The organism is Amphibacillus sp. Q70, assembly GCF_052055485.1.
GTDB lineage: Bacteria > Bacillota > Bacilli > Bacillales > Amphibacillaceae > Amphibacillus.
This window is the reverse complement of record NZ_CP197171.1, coordinates 1230234-1254326: the sequence shown is the minus strand read 5'-3', so window position 1 is coordinate 1254326 and position 24093 is coordinate 1230234. Positions and strand designations below refer to the sequence as shown.

General features: G+C 34.2%; 15 protein-coding genes. 5 read left to right on the top strand and 10 right to left on the bottom strand.

Features of this window, described 5'->3' with window-relative positions; genetic code table 11:
- Nucleotides 1-5 precede the first annotated feature (5 nt).
- Together ACS127_RS05740 and ACS127_RS05735 are read right to left on the bottom strand one after the other, a co-directional pair.
- On the bottom strand, nucleotides 6-617 hold the full coding sequence (locus ACS127_RS05740) for a TetR/AcrR family transcriptional regulator (RefSeq protein WP_440897470.1): 612 nt from the start codon (nucleotides 615-617) through the stop codon (nucleotides 6-8).
- A 390-nt stretch (nucleotides 618-1007) separates the two neighbouring features.
- Nucleotides 1008-5759: an endo-alpha-N-acetylgalactosaminidase family protein gene (locus tag ACS127_RS05735; RefSeq protein ID WP_440897469.1), complete on the bottom strand. Its 4752-nt coding sequence runs from the start codon at nucleotides 5757-5759 to the stop codon at nucleotides 1008-1010.
- Nucleotides 5760-6465: 706 nt separating this feature from the next.
- Between ACS127_RS05735 and ACS127_RS05730 the strand changes: the two genes are divergently transcribed.
- From ACS127_RS05730 to ACS127_RS05715, 4 genes are all read left to right on the top strand, one after another.
- A complete protein-coding gene (locus ACS127_RS05730) occupies nucleotides 6466-8112 on the top strand; it encodes a DUF2075 domain-containing protein (RefSeq protein WP_440897468.1) in 1647 nt (548 codons plus the stop codon).
- Nucleotides 8109-8414 (top strand): nucleotide pyrophosphohydrolase, encoded by a 306-nt coding sequence (locus ACS127_RS05725; RefSeq protein WP_440897467.1) that lies wholly within the window; start codon nucleotides 8109-8111, stop codon nucleotides 8412-8414. Before ACS127_RS05730 ends, ACS127_RS05725 begins: the two co-directional genes overlap by 4 nt.
- A 385-nt stretch (nucleotides 8415-8799) precedes the next feature.
- A complete protein-coding gene (locus ACS127_RS05720; RefSeq protein WP_440897466.1) occupies nucleotides 8800-9675 on the top strand; it encodes an Rpn family recombination-promoting nuclease/putative transposase in 876 nt (291 codons plus the stop codon).
- Nucleotides 9676-9920: 245 nt separating this feature from the next.
- On the top strand, nucleotides 9921-11057 hold the full coding sequence (locus ACS127_RS05715; RefSeq protein WP_440897465.1) for a YcjF family protein: 1137 nt from the start codon (nucleotides 9921-9923) through the stop codon (nucleotides 11055-11057).
- Nucleotides 11058-11133: 76 nt separating this feature from the next.
- On the opposite strand, the gene ACS127_RS05710 is transcribed toward ACS127_RS05715, so the two are convergent.
- From ACS127_RS05710 to ACS127_RS05690, 5 genes are all read right to left on the bottom strand, one after another.
- Complete coding sequence (locus ACS127_RS05710) at nucleotides 11134-12021, bottom strand: hypothetical protein (RefSeq protein WP_440897464.1); 888 nt, start codon at nucleotides 12019-12021, stop codon at nucleotides 11134-11136.
- 257 nt (nucleotides 12022-12278) lie between these two features.
- Complete coding sequence (locus ACS127_RS05705) at nucleotides 12279-13361, bottom strand: IS30 family transposase (protein ID WP_440894882.1); 1083 nt, start codon at nucleotides 13359-13361, stop codon at nucleotides 12279-12281.
- A 734-nt stretch (nucleotides 13362-14095) separates the two neighbouring features.
- Complete coding sequence (locus tag ACS127_RS05700) at nucleotides 14096-15784, bottom strand: hypothetical protein (protein WP_440897463.1); 1689 nt, start codon at nucleotides 15782-15784, stop codon at nucleotides 14096-14098.
- Nucleotides 15785-15834: 50 nt separating this feature from the next.
- Complete coding sequence (locus ACS127_RS05695; RefSeq protein ID WP_440897462.1) at nucleotides 15835-16323, bottom strand: hypothetical protein; 489 nt, start codon at nucleotides 16321-16323, stop codon at nucleotides 15835-15837.
- Nucleotides 16324-17206: 883 nt separating this feature from the next.
- Entirely contained in the window at nucleotides 17207-18331 is a 1125-nt protein-coding gene (locus ACS127_RS05690; protein WP_440897461.1) for an NADH-dependent flavin oxidoreductase, read from the bottom strand.
- A gap of 192 nt (nucleotides 18332-18523) precedes the next feature.
- On the opposite strand from ACS127_RS05690, the gene ACS127_RS05685 reads away from it, so the two are divergent.
- Complete coding sequence (locus ACS127_RS05685) at nucleotides 18524-19228, top strand: dihydropteridine reductase (protein ID WP_440897460.1); 705 nt, start codon at nucleotides 18524-18526, stop codon at nucleotides 19226-19228.
- Nucleotides 19229-19409: 181 nt separating this feature from the next.
- Here ACS127_RS05685 and gloB read toward each other — a convergent pair whose 3' ends face one another.
- The 3 genes from gloB to ACS127_RS05670 all read right to left on the bottom strand — a co-directional run bounded on the left by gloB (nucleotide 19410) and on the right by ACS127_RS05670 (nucleotide 24012).
- On the bottom strand, nucleotides 19410-20111 hold the full coding sequence (gene gloB, locus ACS127_RS05680) for a hydroxyacylglutathione hydrolase (protein WP_440897459.1): 702 nt from the start codon (nucleotides 20109-20111) through the stop codon (nucleotides 19410-19412).
- Between the two features lie 584 nt (nucleotides 20112-20695).
- Nucleotides 20696-22138, bottom strand: a complete 1443-nt coding sequence (locus ACS127_RS05675) for a glycoside hydrolase family 1 protein (protein WP_440897458.1) — start codon at nucleotides 22136-22138, stop codon at nucleotides 20696-20698.
- Nucleotides 22138-24012, bottom strand: a complete 1875-nt coding sequence (locus tag ACS127_RS05670) for a beta-glucoside-specific PTS transporter subunit IIABC (RefSeq protein WP_440897457.1) — start codon at nucleotides 24010-24012, stop codon at nucleotides 22138-22140. Before ACS127_RS05670 ends, ACS127_RS05675 begins: the two co-directional genes overlap by 1 nt.
- Nucleotides 24013-24093 lie beyond the last annotated feature (81 nt).

The window sequence follows — 24093 nt, the reverse complement described above, 5'->3', positions numbered from 1 at the left end:
TCCATTTAAAATCCATCCTTTAAAATATCCATATACTGCTTAAGTTGTTTATTATATTGCATCTGGATGAGCTGTAGATCTGCATCAGGGTCTATCTCTTCTACGAACGATTGATTAAATCCATCAAGCGACCATTTAAGAATATCTATTATCTGATTTTTATCCGATTTAAACGTCTCAAAATCAACACCATCAAGTAACTTGTAAAAGGAAACTTCAGCCATATGACTATATAAATGTGTTACTTTTTTATAAACAGGATTATCTTTTGCAAAAGCGGCTTTTAGTAATTTGTATTGTAAAGGATTTTCAATATGCCATGTTATTTCAACCTCCGATATTTTAAATACTCTTTCAAAAAGATCCTTTGGTAAAGTTGAAACTTCATTCTGCATCTTTTCCAACAAACCTTTAATGCTATAATCTAAAAGAAAAAAATAGAGACTTTCCTTATTATCAAAATATTTAAATAAACTTCCTTTACTTATCCCTGCCTTTTTAACAATTTGATTCGTCGATGTTCCATTGTACCCGTTATGTACAAATTCATTTAACGCTGCCTCAATAATTCTCATTCTTTTTTCTTTAGCTAGTTTATTAAACTGAATACGGCTCATATAATCTATCTCCCTTTAGTGACCAAGTGGTCATTTTTAATGATAGCAATTCTAATTGGATCTGTCAACTAACCAATTAAATCGTTTAATATTGTAGAAATGCTTAGTAGGTATTCTTCTATACTTAAAAGTGCATATTCAAAAGGGGCACGTCGTGTGGTAATGCCTGTGTGACCAACATTCTGTTACTTCGAGGTTTACGGACGGTTATCTGTAATAAAATTGGTTACCAATATGTTGTTAAAATCTTTTTATAAAGCAAATCAATCAAAAGTCTTTAGACAATTAAAAAGAATATCTTTTTGAAATAATAGTTTGAATTTTTAAAGTGTAAAAAACCCCTACCAAACTGATAGGGGCGCTTTTGTCTATCGAATCTACTCTACAATCTTACTCAGTAGATCTTTTCTTTCTATTGGCTACAAGTAGAATAAATCCACTTGCTAATACAAATACAAATCCAACCAATAACCAGTTATAGATAGATGTTGCTGTTGCTGGAAGTGAACCACCATCTTCATCAACAACTGGGGTCTCATCTTTATCCTCATCATCTTTCGGATCTTCTGAATCCTTAGGGTCTTCTCCTGGTTCCTCAGGATCTTCTGAACAATCAACAACAAGGTCTGCTATGGCTAATACTAGTGCTGTTGTTACTTCATCTACATCAGCTTGTATTGCTTCTTCGTCTGCTAAAACAACTAAAGCTGCTTCTAGTGCATTGACTAAATTTGCATAGCTTTCATCTGTGTAGTGAGCAGAATTTAAAGATTCGGCTGCTGCTACAATGGCTGTTAAAACAGTTTTATCTACTACTGGATCTGATGTTTCAATCGTTTCAAGACCTGCTATAGCTAAAGCTAAAGCTGTTGTTGCCTCATCTACATCATCTTGTGTTGCTTCTTCATCTGCTAAAACATCTAATGCTGAGTCAAGGGCTTCAGCTAAAGCTGTATAGCTTGTTTCTGTATAGTCAGCTGAATCAAGGGTTTTTGCTGCATCTACAAGTGCCTCTAATGCAGTAGAGTTAACAGACTCAGGGCCTTCTTCAACTTCAACTAAACTATCAATGGCCGATTGTAAGGCAGCTATGGCATCTGTCAATTCCTCTTCTGTTTCAATGGTTTGCAGGGCAGCTTCGGCAACTTCAATGGCATCTTGTAAGGCGATGAATGATGCTTCAGTATACTCTCCATCTTCATTGGAAATTGCCTGAGCTTCTTCTATTAGTTCTTTTAATTGCTCCATGTCGATTTGATCATCATCTGTCACTAAAATATTATCAATGATCAAAATTCCCGCTGATTCAAGACTCGTATCATTAAAATTCTTAATCACTGCTAAATACGGGTCTTTAGCATCATCAGTGGTTACAGTAAACTCTATTTCCTCATCGGATTCCTTAATTGTTTGTGAAGCTAAATCACGAACTTCTCCATCTTCATTCGTCCTTACTGCCACCGTATACATATCGTCAGCAGCAGCATTTACATCCATTTTTACCGTGTACGTTTTATTTTGCTCTAACCTTAATGTTTGAGGCAGTGTTCGTAGCCATTCACCTGGATCCCCATTCTCATTTGTCTTTAAAGAAAATCTCCCATCAATAACATGATGCTTAATTTGATCTTTTTCTGGGTTTTTTTCTGCAAAATGCGTACGATTTGGACCGCTTCTAGAATATACGAAAGGTCCCCAACCGTTATCTACGTTTTCAAAATCCTCAAACAAAACGGCACCCGATGTATCAGTTTTCCCTGGGTTTTCCCAAATTCGCACATCATCAAATAAAACTCTACCTTCACCTTTATCCACCTGAAGAGATAAAGTTGCCGTTTCAGATACTGCATCAAACTTGACTTTCACTTGCTGGAAATTCTTATCCAAATACTTATGTTGTCTTGAATAGAATTTATGTTTTGTGTCCTCAAGCCAATTTGTAACTTCTTCACCCTCTTGCCCAACGTCAATACTTACTTTTCGAGTATCTTCTATATTTACCCAAACTGAAGCTGTATACGTTTTTCCAGGTGTAAGTCCGGTAATAACTTGTTCTATCTTAGCATCATTTGCACTTGTTACCTCAAGTTGACCATCTAGATTTTCATCTGATACCATTTGAATATGATCTGCATTTTCATTGGTTGAGGATTTTTCCCAATCATCAAATTGATGACTTTCAAATCCAGGATCTTTAACTAAACCACCTTCACCCCAATCCATATCTTCTTGTTCTTCAGGTTCTTCAAGGTATAATACATAACCTGTCTTTTCCTCAACATCTAATGTAACTTCACCATTGTTAATATTTACATCTTGAATAAATTCACGGTTAAGGTCGTTTAATTCATACAGTTTTGCTGATGTTGCGTTATCCCATGAATTGGGAACGGTCCAAGTCGTTCTACCACCTTCTGGGTTCCAGTGATACACTTTTTCCTCTGTTTCTGGATTCCACGGAATGAATACAGTACTTTGACTAACGTCTTCTGTATCCGACATAATTGCCACTAAGTGATCATCTTTATAAAGATGAACCTCATTATTATCTTCACGCTGCACAACAACGTTATTTTCCATTTCTATTCTATCGTCTTCCCACTTAGTGATTGGAAAGTATTGCATATATTTAGTCGGCAAATTGTGAACAAAGAATACCTCTTGTGTTTTGACAAAGCTTCTACTCTCAGGATTATTTTGCCAATAACCTACACCTACTTGTTGATTACCCTTTAATAATGGGTGACTCATAAATCCATCCATTGCATGGTTCCGCAAAAAGCGTAATAACTTTATATCATTTCCCTCATTTGGATAACCAGGATCTGTCCCCCAATGTGTCCATGCTACTTGTTCAAATAGTGGACCGGCGAATTCAGTTCCTAACATCCAACCATTATTATTAACATATTCCGCTAACTTTTTCGCTTTATAGTCAGCCCCACTGTAAACATCAATATAAACAAATGACAAGTTATCGCCTGTTTCTTCTTTTAACATATTTAAGCGACGTTCTAATTCACCACTCACTAAATCTTTATATTGATCTACATAATAGGATTCATCCATCCAGCCCCAACCTTTGGCTAATGGTTGTACCATATTATCCATGTTGGTTTCAAAAGCATCTAGCATATACTCTGTAGCATTTATATGGACTCCACCAATAATGTTATGTTTTTTACCTTCTTGTAAAACATAGTTAAAATCTTCTATTCCTCCTTGTCTGATTCCAGTATGCCCACCAAAATCAGGGTGAGAGTCATCATGCCCTTCCGCTTGATAGCCTTTATATAGAATGTTCTGACCAAATCCATCTATTAGATTTGATATTTTCTTCGCATTATCAAACGCACGTAAAAATGGCATTCCGGCTTGTGAACCTATATTGAAGCTAATATAAGAGATATGATCACGTACTAACTCATGTTTATAGGGTGCTAATAAATATCCATCTTCTACCGGTGTTTCTGCAACATCACGATATGCGATAGCCGCGTCTTGCCAATCAATGACATCGTCACCATTATTGTCGCCTGTAAAGATAATCTTCGCCCATGGCAATTCCTCAGGATCGAGGGCATTATTTTCATGATATGTCCAGGCACCATTCGACATTTCAGTTATTTTTTTGCCTTCACTATCCTCATCAATATTGATACGGATTTTGTCAGTACTATCAACAATGTTATTTAATATAGTCGCAGCAAATGTATCTGTGTTAAGGAAAGCAAATGTCCGTCCTCCTGTAACACTTTCTACATCTTCATGTAAATCATGATATTCTTCAAATACACCATGCCACTCACCGGTAGTCCATGCTGCAGCTTGCTGTGCAACATCATAATCTTCATTATTTATCGACACAAGGCCAAGATTAGGAATTTCTAGGGTTTTGACAAGCTTATCAGAACTTTCCTTAATATCTGTCACTTTAATATCTACGCCCTCAGGTGTTGCCTCTATTGTCAGATTGGCCTCCTCCATCAAGTCGGGCACTTTAATAGTGTACTGTGCTTTATTTTCCGATAATTTTTCAAATTCAACAGCCGGGGTGTAACGAATATTATTAACTCTAATCGAATTGACGTTCCCCTTATATCCATCTATTTCATTATCCTTCCAAGTATAATGATCTATCCGCGGAAACGCATCATCAAGTGAGACAGTTACTTCACCATCCGGGCTTTGGATTTCAATTAATTCCCCTTGTTCTCCACCTTCACCAGGGCCTAGATCAAGACTATAGTTTTCTATACTTTCCAACATAAATGTCTTATTATTAAACCAGCTTCTTACGCCAATTTTCCCTGTATGTTGCGGTACATTAGATGCATTTATATTGATGATTTCCTCACCATTAATAAATAAATTCAAATAGATTTCATCATAAATTAATTTAACCGTGTACTTTTCATTTGCATTAAAATCAACATCTTTTAAAGAGGTAATCGTCTGGTTCGTTGGTTGACCATCAACTTTATAATGAAGGACCCAGTTTCCTTGATCTTTTAAAACAGCAGCATAATTCCCGATATCCTTATAACGAAAAACAAAACCAAATCTTGATGTATCATCCTCAGTAAACTCCAGATCCATTTCCAACACACCATTTTTTATTTCAGGTGCAGCTGCATCATGGATGACAGTTTGTCCAAATGTACTAATTTTCGCCAAATCAGACTGATAACTTACTTCCATTCGTCCTTCTTCAGCTTTTAATTCACCATTATTTCCGTTTTTAAAATCAACATAATATGACTCATCTAATGTTTCACTTAAATCTCTCTTTTTTTCGATTTTATCTGACTTTTCAGTTATTTTTTCTCCCTCAGAATCATTTGCATCTATTTGATTTAATGATTCTTCTTCGAAACTCTCAATAGCCTCTTCCTCTAAAGCATCTGTATCTTCAGATTCCTCAGAATCAATTTCTAGATCAACTATGTTCTCTTCTTTTTCTGATGAATCAGATGAATCAATCGTATTTTCATCATTATCTTCCTTAATTTCTAGATTATCATTAAATTCATTTGGCGTTGCTGTTTCTGCCATCACTGCAGGTAAATACTCCACGAAAGACAGGATCAATAAAGTTATGATTAAAAAAATACTTACTAATCTAAATCGTTTTCTCCCCAATTTGGTCCCTCCTATTTTCTTAGAATCAATTATTCTACAGTTGCCTAATTTAACAGCTTTTCTATGATATCATTTTATTAAAAGAACATAATTACCCCCTCATTACAGCTTTTTCGTACTCTTTTCTTATATATAACTTACATTCAAGAAAGCGCTTTTACTATCGATTTATTGGTGAATTTTTTATAATTATTGTTTATTTTGACTCTCATTTAAAGAAACTACAAACTCCATTCGTATGATAAGAGAATTGAATAAAGTTTATAGCATAGACATCTCGGGTCTTTTTCAACATACTTTGTGAAAAAATATGCCCTTGAAAGCGAAATATACACAGTCAAATTCTAGAGAAATTTATCCTCTAAAAGAATCATAGATTAGCAGATTAGCCATCAAATGACCACAGAGCTAATACTACAAGCATAAGAATGAGCAATTTGTAAGCAACCATCACCGGAGGGACTAATTCATTATTTTAATCGTAGAAGTCCATATACCTTTCAAAAATAGCAAGGATTGTTAAGTAAATACAAATTAACTGGGAAGGTGAATGATAAAAGAAACTGTTATGGCAATACTTCATCTTCAAAAATGCAGGTTAATTAATTAGTAGAATATCCTATTATATCTAAAGGTAATTATTAGATATATTATTACAAACTATGATAAGATTATCTCAAATACAAAAAAGATAGAGGTTAACACGATGAATGAATTAGTTTTTCAAAAGATTGATTTCAATCTTGGCAATTTGCACACGGTGGAAGCACTTCATTTAAATAACTATCCCATTGTATACATCCTTTACAATGAGAAAAAGAGACCCGCTGCCTATATCGGACAAACGGTGCAAGCTAAACGACGATTAAAAAATCATATCGAGGATCGCCAACGAAAAAATTTAAACTATTCTATTCTAATAGGACATGAGAAGTTTAATCAATCGGCAACATACAATATTGAATCAAATCTAATAAACTATTTTATTGCGGATAATCATTATCAGCTCCAAAACGTTAGCCAAACTAGAACTAGAGAAATGCACAACTACTATCAAAAGGCATTCTATAATGAAGAACTCTTTCAAAAAATATGGGAGAAACTTAGGGAAGAAAAAATTGTCGGTGATTCCCTTGAAGGGCTTAGAAATAAGGATATCTACAAACTATCGCCTTACAAGGAGTTATCTCCCTTACAACTTGACGTTAAAAATGAGATCCTTGATTTCTGCAAAAAACACGTTCAAAAAGAAGGTCATCATGTGATCGCCATAGAAGGAGATGCGGGGACAGGTAAAAGTGTCTTGTTAAGTTCTTTGTTTAATACCATCCAAGATATGAGCAGAGATAGTAGCCCACCTTTAAACAAAACTGATAATTACTTGTTGGTCAATCACGGTGAAATGTTGAAAACATATAAAAGTATTGCTAATAGCTTACCAAATTTAAAGAAAAAGAGTTTTTTGAAACCAACATCATTTATTAATCAAAAAACTAAAACGGAAACAACTGCAGATATCGTCTTAGTCGATGAAGCTCATCTCCTTCTGACAAAAAAAGATGCTTATAATAATTTCCATTATGATAATCAATTGGATGAAATTATCAAACGCAGTAAAGTTACAATTGTAATTTTCGATCCAAAACAAGTGTTAAAAATTAAAAGTTATTGGAATAGCCAATTACTCGAACAAATAACAAAGCAATATAATGCAAAAGTTATCAAACTTACCGACCAAATGAGGATGAACGCCTCACCTGAAACAATAAAGTGGATTGACTCTTTTGTTGAAAAGAAAGTTCTACCTTTACCAAAAGAACTAGATTCCTCATTTGAGCTAAAAATATTTGAAAATGCTTCAACATTTAAAACAGCGATTAATAATAAAAACAAGGATCATGGTCTTTCCAGAATCGTTTCGACATTTGACTATTTGCATAAGAAGGACAATGAAACATACCTGGTTGATGAAAATGGAATTAACATGCCCTGGAACAGTACTCAAGACAATGTAACATGGGCAGAAAATCCAGATTCTATTAAGGAAGTCGGTTCTATTTATACAGTACAAGGCTTTGATCTAAATTACGTTGGCGTTGTGCTTGGACCTTCCGTTACCTATGATGAAGAAAAAAATGAACTCGTTATTGATCCATCAAAATACAAAGATACCGGCGCATTCATTTCACGCACCGATCTATCACTTGAAAAGAACCAAAAACTTAAAGAAGAAATCATCTTAAATTCCATCAATGTTTTGATGAAACGGGGAATCTACGGTCTATACATTTATGCAACAGACCCTAAATTAAGGCAAAAACTACTCGAGCTAGAAAGGAAAATATATTCATGAGCGATATTCAAAGCCTAATCGATGAAATCAATCAATTCAGAGACGAACGAAATTGGAGACAATACCATAACCCAAAGGATCTAGCTATCTCAATCTCTATAGAAGCTGCCGAACTCCTAGAAGACTTTCAATGGATTAGCAGTAAAGAAGCCCTTAATAAAAACCAAGAAAATATCCGTGAAGAAATTGCTGACGTCTTAATATACACCTTAATGCTATGTGCTGAACTGGAATTGGATGTAAAAGAAATTGTAGAAAAGAAACTTGTGAAGAATAAAGAGAAGTATCCGGTTAAGGGATAGTTAGTTACCAGTTTGAGCACCTATTTCTAATTCAACAAATGACATTAAATTAAATGGTTGACTTCAAAGATTAGTAATTATTTAATTATTTTAATATTGAAATGATAGAAAATCGCTTTCGCCCATTTTGAGTGGAGGCGATAATTCTCCTGCTCTATCGTCACAATGAGGTAGATTTTTTCTTCATCGATTTATTTTAAATTTCCCAATACTTCTATTAGTAAAAGTAAAATGAATTTTTTTAGCCTATTTGTTTCCTTGTAAACACCCTATCATCAATCAAAATCCTCTGATACTATTGTCCCGCCCCAAAAACCGTGCTATATTATAGCTAGACCCCTCGCCTTTGCCACCTCATCAAAAAACCGATCAAGGAAGTGCTTCCATGGCAGCCATGCCAGTACTAATCAAAGAAAAGCCTCCAGAATCTACCCACACAAAACACGACCAATTGTACAAAGAATTGATTAACACTTTTTTAAAAGAGTTTCTCGAAGCATTTTTTCCTGATGTGTACAAGAATATCAATTTCCATCGGATTAAACCCTTGTCCGAAGAAGTCTATACCAATCTATTGGATGGAGCTGCTAGGAGACTTGATATCGTGATGGAAACAACATTGAAGGACACGGATGTTGTCATCATTGTGCATATTGAACCCCAAAGCTATCGGCAATCGGATTTCAACGAACGAATGTATCATTATTTCAGTCCTTTATACAATAAGTATCAAAAACCCATTATCCCGATTGCTGTCTTTAGTTACGATGATAAATGGGAAGAGAAACAATATACAATGGGCTTTCCCTTTTTCCACGTGCTGACCTTTAACTACATGACCCTACATCTCCGTAAAAAGAATTGGCGCGACTATATTCGTTCCGACAACCCTGCTGCCGCTGCATTATTGAGCCAGATGGATTATGACGAAAACGAACGCGTACAAGTTAAGAAAGAATTCCTGCGCATGATTACTCAAATGGAATTAAATCCCGCAAAACAAAGACTACTTTACGGCTTTTTTGAAACCTATCTAAAATTAACGAAAGAAGAGGAGGAACAATTAATGGATGAAGTCAATAAATTGCCAGAAGCAGATAAGATTTTTGAAATCCCAATTTCATATGAAGAGAAAGGGAAAGTGATTGGAAAAAAAGAAGTAGTTATTGAAATGCTGAAGGAAGAATTAGATTTACATCTTATAGCAAAGGTCACACACTTAGATATTGAGGAAATCAAGAAAATGAAACAACAATTATAATGGGAATTCCCTATCAATTGGGTGAGAATTTAAATCTCACCCAATTGTTTGTTAAAGCTCTTATTTAACGATTACCCGTAATTTTTCACAACAACTCAAGTTGTTTTTTTTATCAAATAACTGAATTTAGGTCTCGTGGCTATCCGTATGACCAACATCGTGTTGGTCCGAATTAATCATTTTATTTAAATGACCAATCAATATATAATGATTAATAGACGACATAGTTTTGGAGGAAAACACAGATGGACTACACAACAACTGATAAAAGAGATTTTTCATTAGAAGATATACTAGAAGAACTAGAAGCAGATTTCAAAAATATGGTCAAACCAAATATTTTAATTGCTGGAAAAACAGGTGTCGGTAAAAGCACACTGATCAATTCTATTTTCAGAGAGAATCTCGCTCAAACGGGAACTGGAATGCCCGTTACTCAACATTTGAAAAAAATATCAAAAGACTCCGTACCTGTTAATCTTTTTGATACAAAAGGTCTTGAACTAAAGGATATAGCAAGAAAAGAAATCCAAAGTGAAATCGTAGCAGAAATAGAAACTCGAGAGAAAACAAATGATGTAAAAGAGCAAGTTCATTTAATGTGGTACTGCATCTCCTACGAATCAGAACGGATTGAAAGGGAAGAAATTGAATGGATTCGACTTTTTTCAGAAAAGATGCCGATCATCCTTGTATTAACACAATGTATTAGTGACGATGAAGCCTTTGCAAAAGAAATAGATAACCTCAATCTTCCTGTCGTTAATACAGTAAAACTACTAGCAGCACCCAAAAAACTCATGGGCAACTTTGAAGTTCCTAGCTATGGTCTCGGCAATCTTGTTCAACTAACTTTTCAAGTCCTTCCAGAAGCAACAAAAAAGGCCTTTGTCAACGCCCAAAAATCTGATATCAAACTAAAAGTTGAACAAGCAAAAAAGTGGTCAATGGGGTTTATCGCTAGTTCCTTCGGCGTTGGCTTTACCCCGATTCCCTTTTCCGATTCAATCGCCCTTGTAGGAATTCAAATCACTTTAATTACAAAAATAACGAATATTTTTGGTTTTCCAAATTCCAAGGCACTGATGCAAACGATCGTTTCTGCACTTGCTGGCTCCTCAACAGCAACACTTATCGGTAAAGCCATTGTCGGAAACATCTTTAAACTCATTCCTGGTGTCGGCACATTTGCAGGCGGAATGATTAACGGAACGGTTGCATCAACATTAACCACAAGTCTCGCATTTGCCTATATTAAGGTTTGTGAAAAATTAAGTAGCTTTGAGGATTTAAATGAACTTTCTCATGAAGATATCGCTAAAATGGTTAAAGAGAATTTTGAAAAAGAATTGAGAAATAAGAATAAAAAAGAAGTGGGCTGATTGTGCTTGCTTCTTTTTATTGTGGAGCGATGATCTCTGAATGCTAACTCGGAAAAATAAACCTCACTTAACTCTGTTAATTCCGATAAGTCACCCAAGCAGGACTTGGATCAAACGGAAAACTAGTCATCACTTCCATTGCAGAGGGATCAGTTGTATCAAATTCACCGATTAAAAATTTAATATCGTGTTTGCTTGCATATTTCAGCTGATAAAATATCAACTGGGAAATCAAATACTTATCTTCAAAGTCAGTAGCTCCACACCACCCCAATTCCAATGAATCCTCCTCATCTGATTCATGCAGAAATGAGTAAGCTACTAGACTCTTTTTGTTCTCATCTAAGAAAAAATAGCTTCCATCAGATATCACATCATCCGCAAAAATCATTCTTTTCCATTGATCTGTTGATAAATTTGCAACTGGATTGGCTTTATGTGTTTGTTCATAATTGCTTTTAACAAGGTAAGTTAACTCATCTGTTAAAGTCCTGTCAAGTAAAACTTCTTTTAATGTTTTAATAGTATAATCTACTTCGATATCGCAGTTATCCATTTCAATATTAGCTATCTTTAATGTGGATATGTACGTTCTTCTAATTTCTTTAAAACCTTTTTCTTGATAGAGTTTATTTAAGATCATTGATGTTTCCCATAATGAAGTTTGTAAAGATGAGTCTTCTATATATCGATCACTAACTTTAGCAAATAATTTTTCTTCTGTTTTAAAGAATTTATGAAATGGATTGGATAAAATGCGAAAATAAGTACAATAAGGATGAAAACGACTAGTCCATACGAGCGCAAAACCGACTAATTTATCAGCAAAAATAGCTGAATATGCACATTTAAAATTAGATCCATTTACTATGTCCAATAAAGATTCATCCTCAAAGCATAACTCCAGCAATTGTTTTAACTGTTGCTGGTCTTTATTTTGATATTTTTCAATCATGATTTTCATATTCTACACCTCTGAAGATAAATTATATAACCTCATTATTTATTAATTGCTGATTTCCTTATTTTTTATTAAAACCTAAATTTCAAGTTTAAGTTAGTCACTTAGAATAATTATTTTAGTGAGTTCACAAAGTTATATTGTTTTATGCCAGTAAAGGCATGAATTTGTGCTTTAGTGGTGTGCATGGATCTGTTTGGCTTTAAAGCCAAACAGATCCATGCACACCATCACGGGACATACCTGGGTTAAACATGATTTTAAGCAACAAGATTCAGCTGTAATTTCTGTAGCTCTAAGACAAATGCTTGGTGAGGTGTTTTATAGTTTTGGTTTCTTCGTGGATAGTCATTCATCCATTGTTGAACCCTTTTGACTTGATCCTCATTAACATCTTTCAGCGACTCATGTTTGGGTAAGAAACGACGGATGATTTTATGTTGATTTTCACTGGTTCCTCGTTCAAAGGAAGCGTATGGATGACAGTAATAGACATCAATCTCTTTAGACAATTCAGATAGATTACTAAACTCACTTCCATTGTCTGAGGTAATGGTTTTAAAAATGTCACCTTCGATTCCGTTTAACTGACTAATCATATGTTGTAAGGTATCATCAATTTGCGTTGCTCTTTTCCCATCAATTTTGAAGAGGAGTTCAAAGGTTGTTTTACGTTCAACAAGCGTTAATAGAACAGGTTCATCAGCCTTCTTTTTACCGATAACCGTATCAATTTCCCAATGTCCGAATTCCTTTCGCTGGTTAACTGATTCTGGACGTTCTTCGATTGAGATACCATGCACCTTTTTATTTCGATGTCCTTTGCCTTTTGTGGAGCGTGGTTTTCGATCAACCTTTTCTAACAAATCCATATTCTTTGTCTGCATGATGCCACTATCAATCCAATGATAAAGTGTGGACGTGCTTGGAATGATGGATTCATGAAAGAAGGCTTCACTTTTAGCTACATTGACAACAACATCAGGTGACCATTTGTCTTGTCGCATTTTTTGATCAGCCCAATCAACAAATTCATGTCCATCAACCCATTTGGGGCGGCGGCCGCAATGCGAACGATTCTTTTCATAGACGTCATAATTGACATCTGCGAAATAAACTGCTCTTTCATAAAAATAGGATTTGCCGTTCTGTGTTTGCTTTTGGACTTGTGTAACAGTCCCTTTCTTAACATTATTATTGATGGTTTGATAATTGCGATCAAGCAGTCGGCCAATCGCTCGGTTTGATAACTCGAGTTTCTTATATGCTTCAATCTGTTTCATTTCAGCAAATGTAAGGTGTTTCCCTTTCCGTGATTCTGTGATAGTATTTACATGGGTCATGTGAATTCTCCTTATATTGGTTGGTCGTACTTTCAATATAACATGAGATTCACATGGCCTTTTATTTTAGGTGACTAACTTGATTATATAATCTACGTTTTTTATTAAAATTAACGTTTAGATATTTTCATACCATTTTTCAATAACTTCAATAAAATTATCTAATCGATTTGATACTTTAACTTTTTAATAAATTCATTAATAGATTTAGCGTTATCAAATTTTATTAATTACAAGCTATTTAAATAATTCTCTATTTTTCTGATTTCTACTAAATACTCCATATGACTAAAAATTTCCTTCTTAAAGTTGGTTCCTTTTTCTTCTATTTAAACTCTTAATTTCTCAGCCTTTTCTCCGAGGAGCTTTATTCCAATTTTTTATGCTCTCGCTCTAATTCTAGTTTTCTTCCGTTTTCACTATTTTTATCATGAATAAGTAAATACTACCACCTTAAATCAGAGAAAATATTAACAATTTGGTCAGATAGTTTATCTGTTTCATCTATATTAACTGACATATCTTAGTTTTCCAATTTTAGTAACTTAAGTTGAAATACCCGGAACTAATACGTTAAATGGATAGATTTATGTTGATTTTAGAAAATACGTAAACTATACTAAATAGTTTTATAGCACACTCTAATTAAAATTAACTTTTATAAGCCACTTATCTTGTTAATACTTCTTTTCTATTTTATCCTAGATTGCAAAGTCCATTTTTAATATAACAGCTTAATTGAAGTTTAAATTATTTAATATTTTTTTTATTGTGGTATCCTGAATCGTAATGTCAGCATCTTGATCAAAGTAATATGAAACCATTCGTACTCCAGCTTGATCTACTCTATTATAAAAGTAACAAACATTAACCTGTGTATTTGGACTTGGTATTAATCTAATAAATGGGAGTAATTCAAGTGGTTCATGACCATCTTCCTCAAGTAAATATAAATTCTCTATATCCAAACCACTTAATACTTCGATATTTTTCTCTATAAAAGTATTTCTTGTTCCTTTTAATAATTTGCAGTTACAATGATATAAACCCGAACTAAAATGTCCTGTGCCTGGCTGAATTAATTGATAGTCTTCATAAACATCACCTATTATTTTTCTTAGCAAATGTAATTCTTTTTCTAATAAGACCAATCTATTTTTTCTTTCAGTGCTACTTTCAACTCCACCATGACCCTTCCAGTCATTTCGGTATTCCTTTGTCCTACGTAAGATATTATATATTTGTTTAGATGAAATGATCTTTAAAATTCCTTTTCTTTTATGTTGAAACAATCGTAAAGATTGCTCTGGCGAATCCTCTAATAATTGTCTTAGTTTTTTCGCCATATTTTCACCAATGTGAACCCACGTCCCAAAAGTTGCTCTAGTTAATTTATCTGCATCAATCTCATAAATATACTTTCGATCTAAGTTACTTCCGTTCTTTATATAAGCACTTAACATCAATACAACTTGAAATTGAGCAAATGCTTCAAAGAAATGTAATAAAAATTCTTTCTTTGAAGATCCATCCTTTATAGCATGGTATTTATACAGGATAGACGCTAAAGGAAAAGGCAATGTTTCTATCCAATCAGCAAGTCCGTCTTCCCTGTTTAATTTCTCCAGACGTCTATTTAATTGCTCATAACTATTGGGATAGTTCCATGCCTTATTTTCAATACTGTATAATTCATTCCTAAATTCATTAATCTTAGATTGTATGTATAATATCTCTTGCTGTACAATTTTTTTCGGAAGGTATATATTTGTTTTCAATAACCTAGTTTTGTTAATTCTTTGAATAACTGTACTATCCATCAAACTTTCTCTAACAAGTAGACCTAATTCTGTATTAAACCACTTTGCCAAATAACTGTTATTAACACTATCATTTAGAATAATTTGAAAGTAATTTCGAGATTTAATTTTCATTTCTTGTTGATTATCTACTACATTTGACAACCCAATATTAGGTAAATATATTGCATTCACTTGTTCTTTGAAAGAATCATCTTTTCTTGGCAAACTATTTATACTAATTATTATATTTTCAATAGGTACCGCAGTAAGATTAGTTTTGTTAACAATCTTTTTTACTTCTATCTCTTTTTCTAATCTTACATAGGATGAAAATAATTTATGTTCTATTAATTTACCATTTTGGAGTATTTTACTTTCTTTTCTAGCTTTCCAATTTAGAATTACTTGTTCTAAATTTTTACCTTTTAATTCGCTAATGAACAAGCCATCATACTTTTTACGACTTAGGACTACTAGATATGTTCCAATACCTGAATTAATAAGTGACCCAGGCGGAAGATAGAATGCAGAGTCTAAATAAATACCTTTGTCTTCTAAAATTGGTAAAATTGCATTCGCCCTTTCTTTATTGAAAAAGTTTTCATTTACCACAAAAAACATTTGACCATCTTCACTTAATAATTTAGACGATTTTAATATCAATAAATGACTTAATTCAGCGTTGACATATGATTATTTATTTCTGCTTTAGACCTTATACCCATTGGTGGAAAACCGCATATTAAATCGAATCTAAATTCACTTAATTCATCGAGAATTAGTAATGAATCTCCTACGCTAATTTGATGCTTCGTATTTTTCAGTATTAAGTTAGTAATCTTGGCAGAAGTTTCATTGCTATTAATTAACATACTGTTCTTAACATGTGGAGTAATTGCCCCAATTAATTCACCATATACATTCCAAGGTACCAATACATCAACATCTTTAGTTACTATCTTTTTCATAAATTTAGTAATAATTGTTGGAGAGATTACTTCATCGAATTCATTCGTTTTTTTCTTTATCTCATTAATATCTTCAAAAGTTAAATCAATATTCCTTTCCAATCCTTCAAGAATCAATTCATTTATATCAAGGGTTTTTGATACTTTGTATTTTCCCATTAAATTCCGTAATTGTAATAGCTTGTTGCTCAATTTTATACCTCCTCATATTTTAATAAACTGATTCTATTTAAAAAATAGCCCATGCAATTATAATCACTAATATTTTTTTGATTTTTCTCCATTTTAGATAATTAATGTGGTTCCTATCCGATTTTCTTTATTTTCAAAGATATCCCTCGCATTATATACCGTCTTACTTCTATTTGTGTTTCATATAGTAGAAATTAATAGCATAGCCTTTTCGATACTTATTGATAAATAATTGATAATACCGTTATCAGTAAGTAATCCAATAAAGTCACCATTCTGTTTATAGACTGGGGAGTTTGTGTACTTATTTTTTTTAACTTCATTTAAAACTTATGATAAAGAGTCATTTGCATAAAATATAATAACATTGCTTTAGAATCACTTTATCAGGATCCATCGCTTTATTATAGATTAATTTAAAATTATTAACTATCTCGTTAGATAGGTATATAACGTAATAATTTAGTGCGTTTTTCCATTTATTAACTGAATTCTTGATTTATCTATACAAAACTAAATCATCATAATGAACTATTATACAGGATTTTTTCCCTTCATTACTTTTAAGGCATCCTTATAACTGCATTCTTTCTCTTTACGCACCTGTCTTTTTAGCTACTTTTCCGTCTTAATTAAAAGTTGATAAAAACTCTTCAACATTATTATGCATAATGAACTAACTCTTCCTTTTTTAGCTATCTTCATATTAATAATCGTTTCTTTAAAATATATGCCACGCTCTGTTTATTCTTATCTATTATACCACTATTAACCATGTAAACCAGTCCTTTATACCATTATCTCTACCTTGTCTTGTTTTGCGGCTAGTTATTAAAAAGTATCACCCACATTATCTAGTGAGTGATACTCCTTTCCCATTATATTATTTAACAATCGGCAACCAACCCGGTCTGGATTGGACATATTCCCACATGGCGTCAGGGAATGCTAAATCTTCTTTGTCTTCTGGATGAATCTCTGTCCGAATCGTATCATCTTTTCCTGTTTTCACCTTTTCAATCCAATCAGGTTCAACAATCAGCTCTCTGCCAATGGCTATGAGTGGAAGATTAAGTTCTTCCATTGCTGCTAGAGCCTCATCTGGTGTAATGATTTGACCCACACCGATTATTGGAGTGTCAGCTCCAACCCTTTCTGTAATCACTTTAAGTGTTGGTGTCACATTTTCTCGATTACGAATCGATCCTTGCATCACATCACCAAGTGAAACATGAATATAATCAAGTCCTTGATCTTTTAATTTCATTAATAGAGCTAATGTGTCTTCGAGCGTGATCCCTGGCTCTTCTATTTCCTCTGGTGAAATGCGGTAGCCAAGAACAAATGGTTTACTAGCGTGTGTTTCGATCGCTTCTTTGACCGAATCAACAACTGCTAGTGGGAAGTTCATTCGTTTTTCTAATGTTCCACCCCAATGATCATCTCTACGATTAGAATGCGGTGAGAAAAATTGTTGAATTAAGTAAGTGTTAGCTCCGTGAATTTCTACACCATCAAAGCCTGCTTCGATTGCCCTTCGCGTTGCTTCACCAAAGGATTCAATGATGTCACGAACTTCTTCATCTGTTAATGTTCTTGGTGTTTCAGCACCTTCACGAACAGCAGCGACAGAACTGGCACTAACAGGTTGAAGTCCTCTAAGTGCGCTTGATGTGCCCATGCGACCAACATGGAAAATTTGTAAAATCGCTTTTGTTCCTGTACTTTTAATGGTGCTGGCTAATTTGGTTAGACTTTCAATATGCTTATCTGAGGCAGCACTTAATGAGCCAGCAAATTTACCATCTTCTTTTACTTGTGCACAAGAAGTAATAACCGCACCAACTCCTGCCGCTCGACGTTTGTAATAGATGTGCTCATCTGTCGTCACCATGCCATTCTCAAATGCTGAATTCGTCGTCATGGGTGCCATCATGATCCGATTATCAATCGTTACACCTGATTTAAAGGTAAAGGGTTCAAATAATGGTTTATATTTTTTGTTCATTTCAGACCTCCTAGTATTATTGTTCCACATATGTCGATTATAAATCATTCAGGTTCGAGGGTTGTGTAAATTGCTCACATTTTTAAATTTCATTTATTTTTTTGAAATAATCAAACTATTTAATTGAGAATAATTATCACTTAGTGTATATTAAGGAGTACAATATCATTAACTAAGCGAGGAGAGGGGATTATGCAAATATACTGGACTAAAATAAATAAAATTATTGAAGAAACGCCTGAGGTTAAAACATACTTGCTTGACTGTCCTGAAGACTTTACTTGGGAAGAAGGCGCGCACACCCATTTCGCATTAAAAGGCTTTAATGCTGGGGATAAGCCAAATCGTAGTCTAGTCCGTCATATGTCCATTTCCACTTTACCATATGAAAATTCAATTGGTATCACAACACGGATTAGAGAACAGTGTTCCGAGTTTAAAGCGATTTTAAGAAATCTTGAAGCTGGTCATGAGGTGGCACTATTTAAAACAAACTCAAATGTACCGCTTAGAAGAGAAGATAAAAATATTTATCTGTTGTCATCAGGTGTCGGCCTAGCAACGTTCAGGCCACTTGTGCTTGATTATTTTGATCATGCTGACAGCGTCAATCAGCTTCATTCCCTGAACATCGATTCATCAAAGAATTTCTTATTCACTAACATATTTGAGTCTTCACCTGACAAGAAATTTACATCACAATTCGTTGATAATCGCCAAGATTACTATGATGAAGTAGCGAATCTCGCTACAGATAAAGGTGGCCTTTTCTATATTGTCGGTAGTGACGAATTCCTCGTACAAAACATTGAAATACTGCTTGAGCAAGGAATCAAGCCAGAGCAAATTATACTCGACAAGCATGAACAAAGACGGACTGAGTTTTTATCCGTTTAATCACAAGTTGCAACATCAAGCTAAATAAGTAAATTAGCACTCTAAGTATATAGGTGTGGCACCTATTTTCAAAGATTCTGGCAATTTGCCAGAATCTTTTTTACTAGGAAAAAGAAGCACACCTACAATTAACTGGACAAAAAAACACACGTCAAATTAGGGTGTTCAACTAATCAATCCACTAAAAATCATCTCGCCCCTTACGCAACGCTATGAAATTATCAAGTGTTTCTACCTGAAGGAATAAATTAATTTCTTTTTCTCGACCAATCGTTGATGGCAATGTGGGTTTATCTTCTTTACGTATTGCCATAACCTTATTTAAAGCTTCAAAAATCAGTTGATTAGTGGGCTGAATGGATTGAGCAAAGCGTAAATTTGTTTCTGTATATTCATGAGCTGCATACACTTTGACCGAATCGTTTAGTTGCTTAAATTTTTGTAATGTATCATATTGTGCTTGATAATCTCCCGTAAAGACTCGGCCTGTCCCTGCTGAGAATAAAGCATCGCCACAAAAGAGTGCATCACCGATTAAGTAACTAATATGTCCCTCGGTATGTCCAGGTGTTTCTATGACACTAACGGTTTGATCGAACAACTCAAAGGAATCGCCTTCGCGTAAGACATAATCGTTCAACGGCTCAGTTTCCTGTGGTCCATAAATGGGGGTATTTGGATATTTCATTAAAATTTGTTCAATCCCACCCGTATGGTCAGCGTGATTATGGGTTAATAAAATTGCGACTAAATCAAGCCCTTCTGCTTCTAGATAGCTTATCACACCAGCTGATTCTCCAGGATCCACAACAACTACCTTTGAGTTCTTTTCAATTATCCAAATATAATTATCCGAAAAAGCTTTGATTGGATGAATCTTCATTATCACCACTCCTTGATTACAGTATACGTTTTTATGGTGTATACTTCCAAAGGTTTTGATTATTTAATAATTTTCTAGGTACTTGGATTCCCTTATCAACTATTGCAGAAATAAAGGTGAGATCGACTTGGTTAATGTCTATTTCTTATAGAAACTCGAGGCTTTTCCAAATAAGTCATCTTTCGAATGTTTGATTAAATCATGTCATAAAATGATGCCTGAGTCTGCAAAGTAGATCGGGATATTACCTTGATGACACAAAGACTTCCAGTTAGTAAATTCTTTTCTGCAATCAATAGAAAGATCCTGACGATAATAAATTTTCATGATTACTCACTCATTCGTAGTAAGATATGTGTAGTCCACACATGAGCATTCCTATTTTTCTGCATAATAAATATATGTAACACCTGTTTATTCTTTGATGAATCATTCCTATTGAAAAAGCTAATCTCGTTATACAAGCAGGCTAAAAAGTGCAGTACAGAGCGAAAGTATAAATAAAACCCTAGTTCCTCAAGTTGATTGAGGACTAGGATCAATAATCTTTTATAAAAATTTTCTTAAACAATTATTGTATTGATTTACATTGATTCTCCGTTAGATTCAATTACTTTTTTATACCAGAAGAAAGAGTCTTTTTTCTTTCTTTCCAACGTTCCGTTTCCTTCATTATCTTTATCTACATAGATCATGCCATATCTTTTTTCCATTTCTCCAGTAGATACACTCACTAAGTCAATGCATCCCCAAGGCGTATAACAAATTAGGTCTACTCCTTCTTCGATTGCTTTACCCATTTCTATGATATGATCTCTTAGATATGAGATTCGATAATCATCATGGATACTACCATCTTCTTCAATACTATCTTTTGCACCTAGACCATTTTCAGTAACCATAACAGGTATCTGATAACGATCGTAAACATGATGTAGCGTCCAACGTAGACCTGTAGGATCAATTTGCCAATCCCAATCAGAGGTTTTTAAATATGGATTTTTGAATCCACCCATAATATTACCATCTACTTTTTCTTCCTTACTTTCTTCACTGGTACATACGGACATATAGTAGCTCAATGAATAGAAATCTACTGTACCTTCTTTAAGAATTTTTTCATCTTCTTCATTTCTTGAAAATTGGATGTTGTTTTCTTTAAAATATTTTTCGATATAATATGGGTAGCTTCCAAAAACTTGAACATCTGAACTGAATAAGTTTAGAACACGATCTTCTCTTTGTGCTTTTAAAATATCCGTTGGGTTACACGTCAAAGGATAGGTCGTAATATAGCATATCATACATCCGACTTGATAGTTTTCATCAATCTCATGTGCAAGTTTTACTGCTTTTGCACTTGCTACAAACTGGTGATGCAAAGCTTGGAACCTCATATTGACGTCATCTTTTTGATGAATAAAATATTTTGTCCCTTCATGTAGTATAGCTCCATGGTTCCAGTTTCCTAATGGGCGCATAAGTGCATTGATTTCATTAAATGTAATCCAATATTTCACTAATCCTTTATATCGGTTGAAGACCGTTTCGCAATATTTCGTAAAGAAATCAACTAATTCTCTAGAAGCCCAGCCGTTATATTTTTTAACAAGGTTTAGTGGCGTTTCATTATGCCATAGTGTTACTAATGGCTCGATATTGTATTTCTTCAATTCTTTAAATAGATCTTCGTAAAACTGTAACCCTTTCTCGTTTGGTTGATCATCATCTCCATTTGGGAAAATTCGGGACCAGCCAATCGATACCCGTAGTGTCTTGAAACCCATTTCTGCGAACAAAGCAACATCTTCTTTATACCTATGGTAAAAGTCTATGGCTTCATGATTTGGATAAAATGTATTTTTTTCTAGCTCCATCGTAATTCTTCTTGGTGTGTTCTTATCGCCGGCTGTCATAACATCTGCTGTAGATGCTCCTTTTCCATCAATATTCCAAGCACCTTCACATTGATTAGCAGCAATTGCGCCACCCCACAAAAAGTCTTTAGGAAATTTTACATTATTCATTATTTTATCCCTCTTTCTATATTTATTTTCATAATAGGTTCTTCTCTTCTCGTGTTTACTCTATCATCAATATGATATTCCGGAAAATCCTTACTATTAGTAACCACCATGATGGCTGTAGCTGCAAATCCTTCTTCTTTGATTTTTGTATAATCATATTCACAAATCAAATCACCTGCTTCAATCCTATCACCCTCCTTAACTTTTGTATCAAAGTACTTACCATCAAGTCTCACTGTATCTATGCCTAAATGGATTAAGACCTCTATTCCTTCATTAGTCTTCATTCCAATCGCATGTTGTGTTTTAAATACGGGTTCAACAACACCTGAAGCCGGAGCGTATACCTTATTACTACTTGGTTCGATGGCAACACCATTTCCAATTGATTTAGAAGAAAAAACTTGATCATCAACTTCTTCTATCGGAACGATCTCCCCTTCTACTGGAGAAGCTAATTCAACCCACTCCTCCTCGGTGATTTCTGATTCTACTTTTACTTCTGACTTCTGATCATCGATAATTTCTTCAAAACCAAATATACAGGTGAGAATCGCTGCGACAATGAAAGAAACAGTAAAGGCACCAGCTACAATAAATACGTTAAAAAGATTCGTATCACTAATAAACATTGGAAGTGTAACAAATGATGGACCACCAATTGCATACGCTTGTGCTCCAAATCCCCCGGCAATCGCTCCCCCTGTTGCAGCACCGATAGCAGCTGCTAAGAATGGACGTTTTAATCTTAACGTTACGCCGTAAACGGCCGGTTCACTAATGCCCAGCAAAGAAGAAATACTAGCACTAGCAGCAACTGATTTATTTCGAATATTTTTACTTTTCAGCCATACACCAAAGGAAGCACCAGCTTGAGCAACGTTATTATTTCCTGAAATCGGCGAGTATAAGTTATAACCTGTACGTGCGATTGCATCAATTTGCAACGGCAGTATACCATGTTGTAATCCAGCAACTACTATAGTAGACTGTAGACCACCATAAATAATTCCCGCAAGTATACCCCCACTTTCTACTAAAAATCCAATTCCACTACTAATGTAATCACTGATATAAGTAGCCGCAGGACCTACTACCATCAACGTAATAGGTACAGCTATTAATAACGTAAATGCTGGTACAAATACAATTTTAAAAGCTTTCGGTATGATTTTGTTGAAGAAACGTTCAACATAGGACAAAAACCATACTCCAAAAACGGCTGGTAAAACACTTGAAGCGTAACTCATCAAATTAATTGGCAAACCTATAAAGTTAAGTTGGCTCGTCCCTTCTGACATCAAATCAGTAAAATTAGGGTGCATCAAGGCTCCTGCCAACGCTACCGCTACAAAGGTATTACATTTAAAGACTTTTGATGCTGAATAAGCTAATAAAACGGGCAAGAAGTAAAATACTGCATCTGATACAGTGTTGAGAATAAAATACGTCTCACTTTGTTCGGATAGGATACCCATTAACCCAAAGATAACTAAAAAGGCTTTAAGCATCCCGGAACCTGCTAATGCTGGAACAATTGGATTAAAGATACTAGCAAGGTTATTTAATCCTTTTTCTAACAGATTACCTTTAGTTTTATCTGAACTTTCTTGAATAGCATTTTCATCAAACTGGATAAATTCTGTGAATTCATTATAGGTCTGGGCAATGTTGTCTCCAATAATGATTTGCACCTGATTCCCTTTTAAAACCGCTCCCATAGTACCTTCTAATTTATTTAATGCATCTAGATTTACTTTCTTAGTATCCTTTAAGGCGATTCTTAACCGAGTCATGCAATGTGCAATATCTGATATATTTTCTTTACCTCCAATATTATCTAAAATATTTATATATAGATTTTGGTCCTTCATTACTATTTCCTCCCATTTATAATTATTTTGTATAAAAAAAACACCTAGGTAAGACTATTAATAGCCTACATCTAGGTGTTG

Excerpts from the sequence above, each read along its gene's own strand:
- ACS127_RS05725 (WP_440897467.1), top strand. The coding sequence starts at position 8,109 with ATGAGCGATATTCAAAGCCTAATCGATGAAATCAATCAATTCAGAGAC.
- ACS127_RS05715 (WP_440897465.1), top strand. The coding sequence starts at position 9,921 with ATGGACTACACAACAACTGATAAAAGAGATTTTTCATTAGAAGATATA.
- ACS127_RS05740 (WP_440897470.1), bottom strand. The coding sequence starts at position 617 with ATGAGCCGTATTCAGTTTAATAAACTAGCTAAAGAAAAAAGAATGAGA.
- ACS127_RS05720 (WP_440897466.1), top strand. The coding sequence starts at position 8,800 with ATGGCAGCCATGCCAGTACTAATCAAAGAAAAGCCTCCAGAATCTACC.
- ACS127_RS05705 (WP_440894882.1), bottom strand. The coding sequence starts at position 13,361 with ATGACCCATGTAAATACTATCACAGAATCACGGAAAGGGAAACACCTT.
- ACS127_RS05675 (WP_440897458.1), bottom strand. The coding sequence starts at position 22,138 with ATGAATAATGTAAAATTTCCTAAAGACTTTTTGTGGGGTGGCGCAATT.
- gloB (WP_440897459.1), bottom strand. The coding sequence starts at position 20,111 with ATGAAGATTCATCCAATCAAAGCTTTTTCGGATAATTATATTTGGATA.
- ACS127_RS05710 (WP_440897464.1), bottom strand. The coding sequence starts at position 12,021 with ATGAAAATCATGATTGAAAAATATCAAAATAAAGACCAGCAACAGTTA.
- ACS127_RS05700 (WP_440897463.1), bottom strand. The coding sequence starts at position 15,784 with ATGTTTTTTGTGGTAAATGAAAACTTTTTCAATAAAGAAAGGGCGAAT.
- ACS127_RS05685 (WP_440897460.1), top strand. The coding sequence starts at position 18,524 with ATGCAAATATACTGGACTAAAATAAATAAAATTATTGAAGAAACGCCT.
- ACS127_RS05690 (WP_440897461.1), bottom strand. The coding sequence starts at position 18,331 with ATGAACAAAAAATATAAACCATTATTTGAACCCTTTACCTTTAAATCA.
- ACS127_RS05670 (WP_440897457.1), bottom strand. The coding sequence starts at position 24,012 with ATGAAGGACCAAAATCTATATATAAATATTTTAGATAATATTGGAGGT.
- ACS127_RS05730 (WP_440897468.1), top strand. The coding sequence starts at position 6,466 with ATGAATGAATTAGTTTTTCAAAAGATTGATTTCAATCTTGGCAATTTG.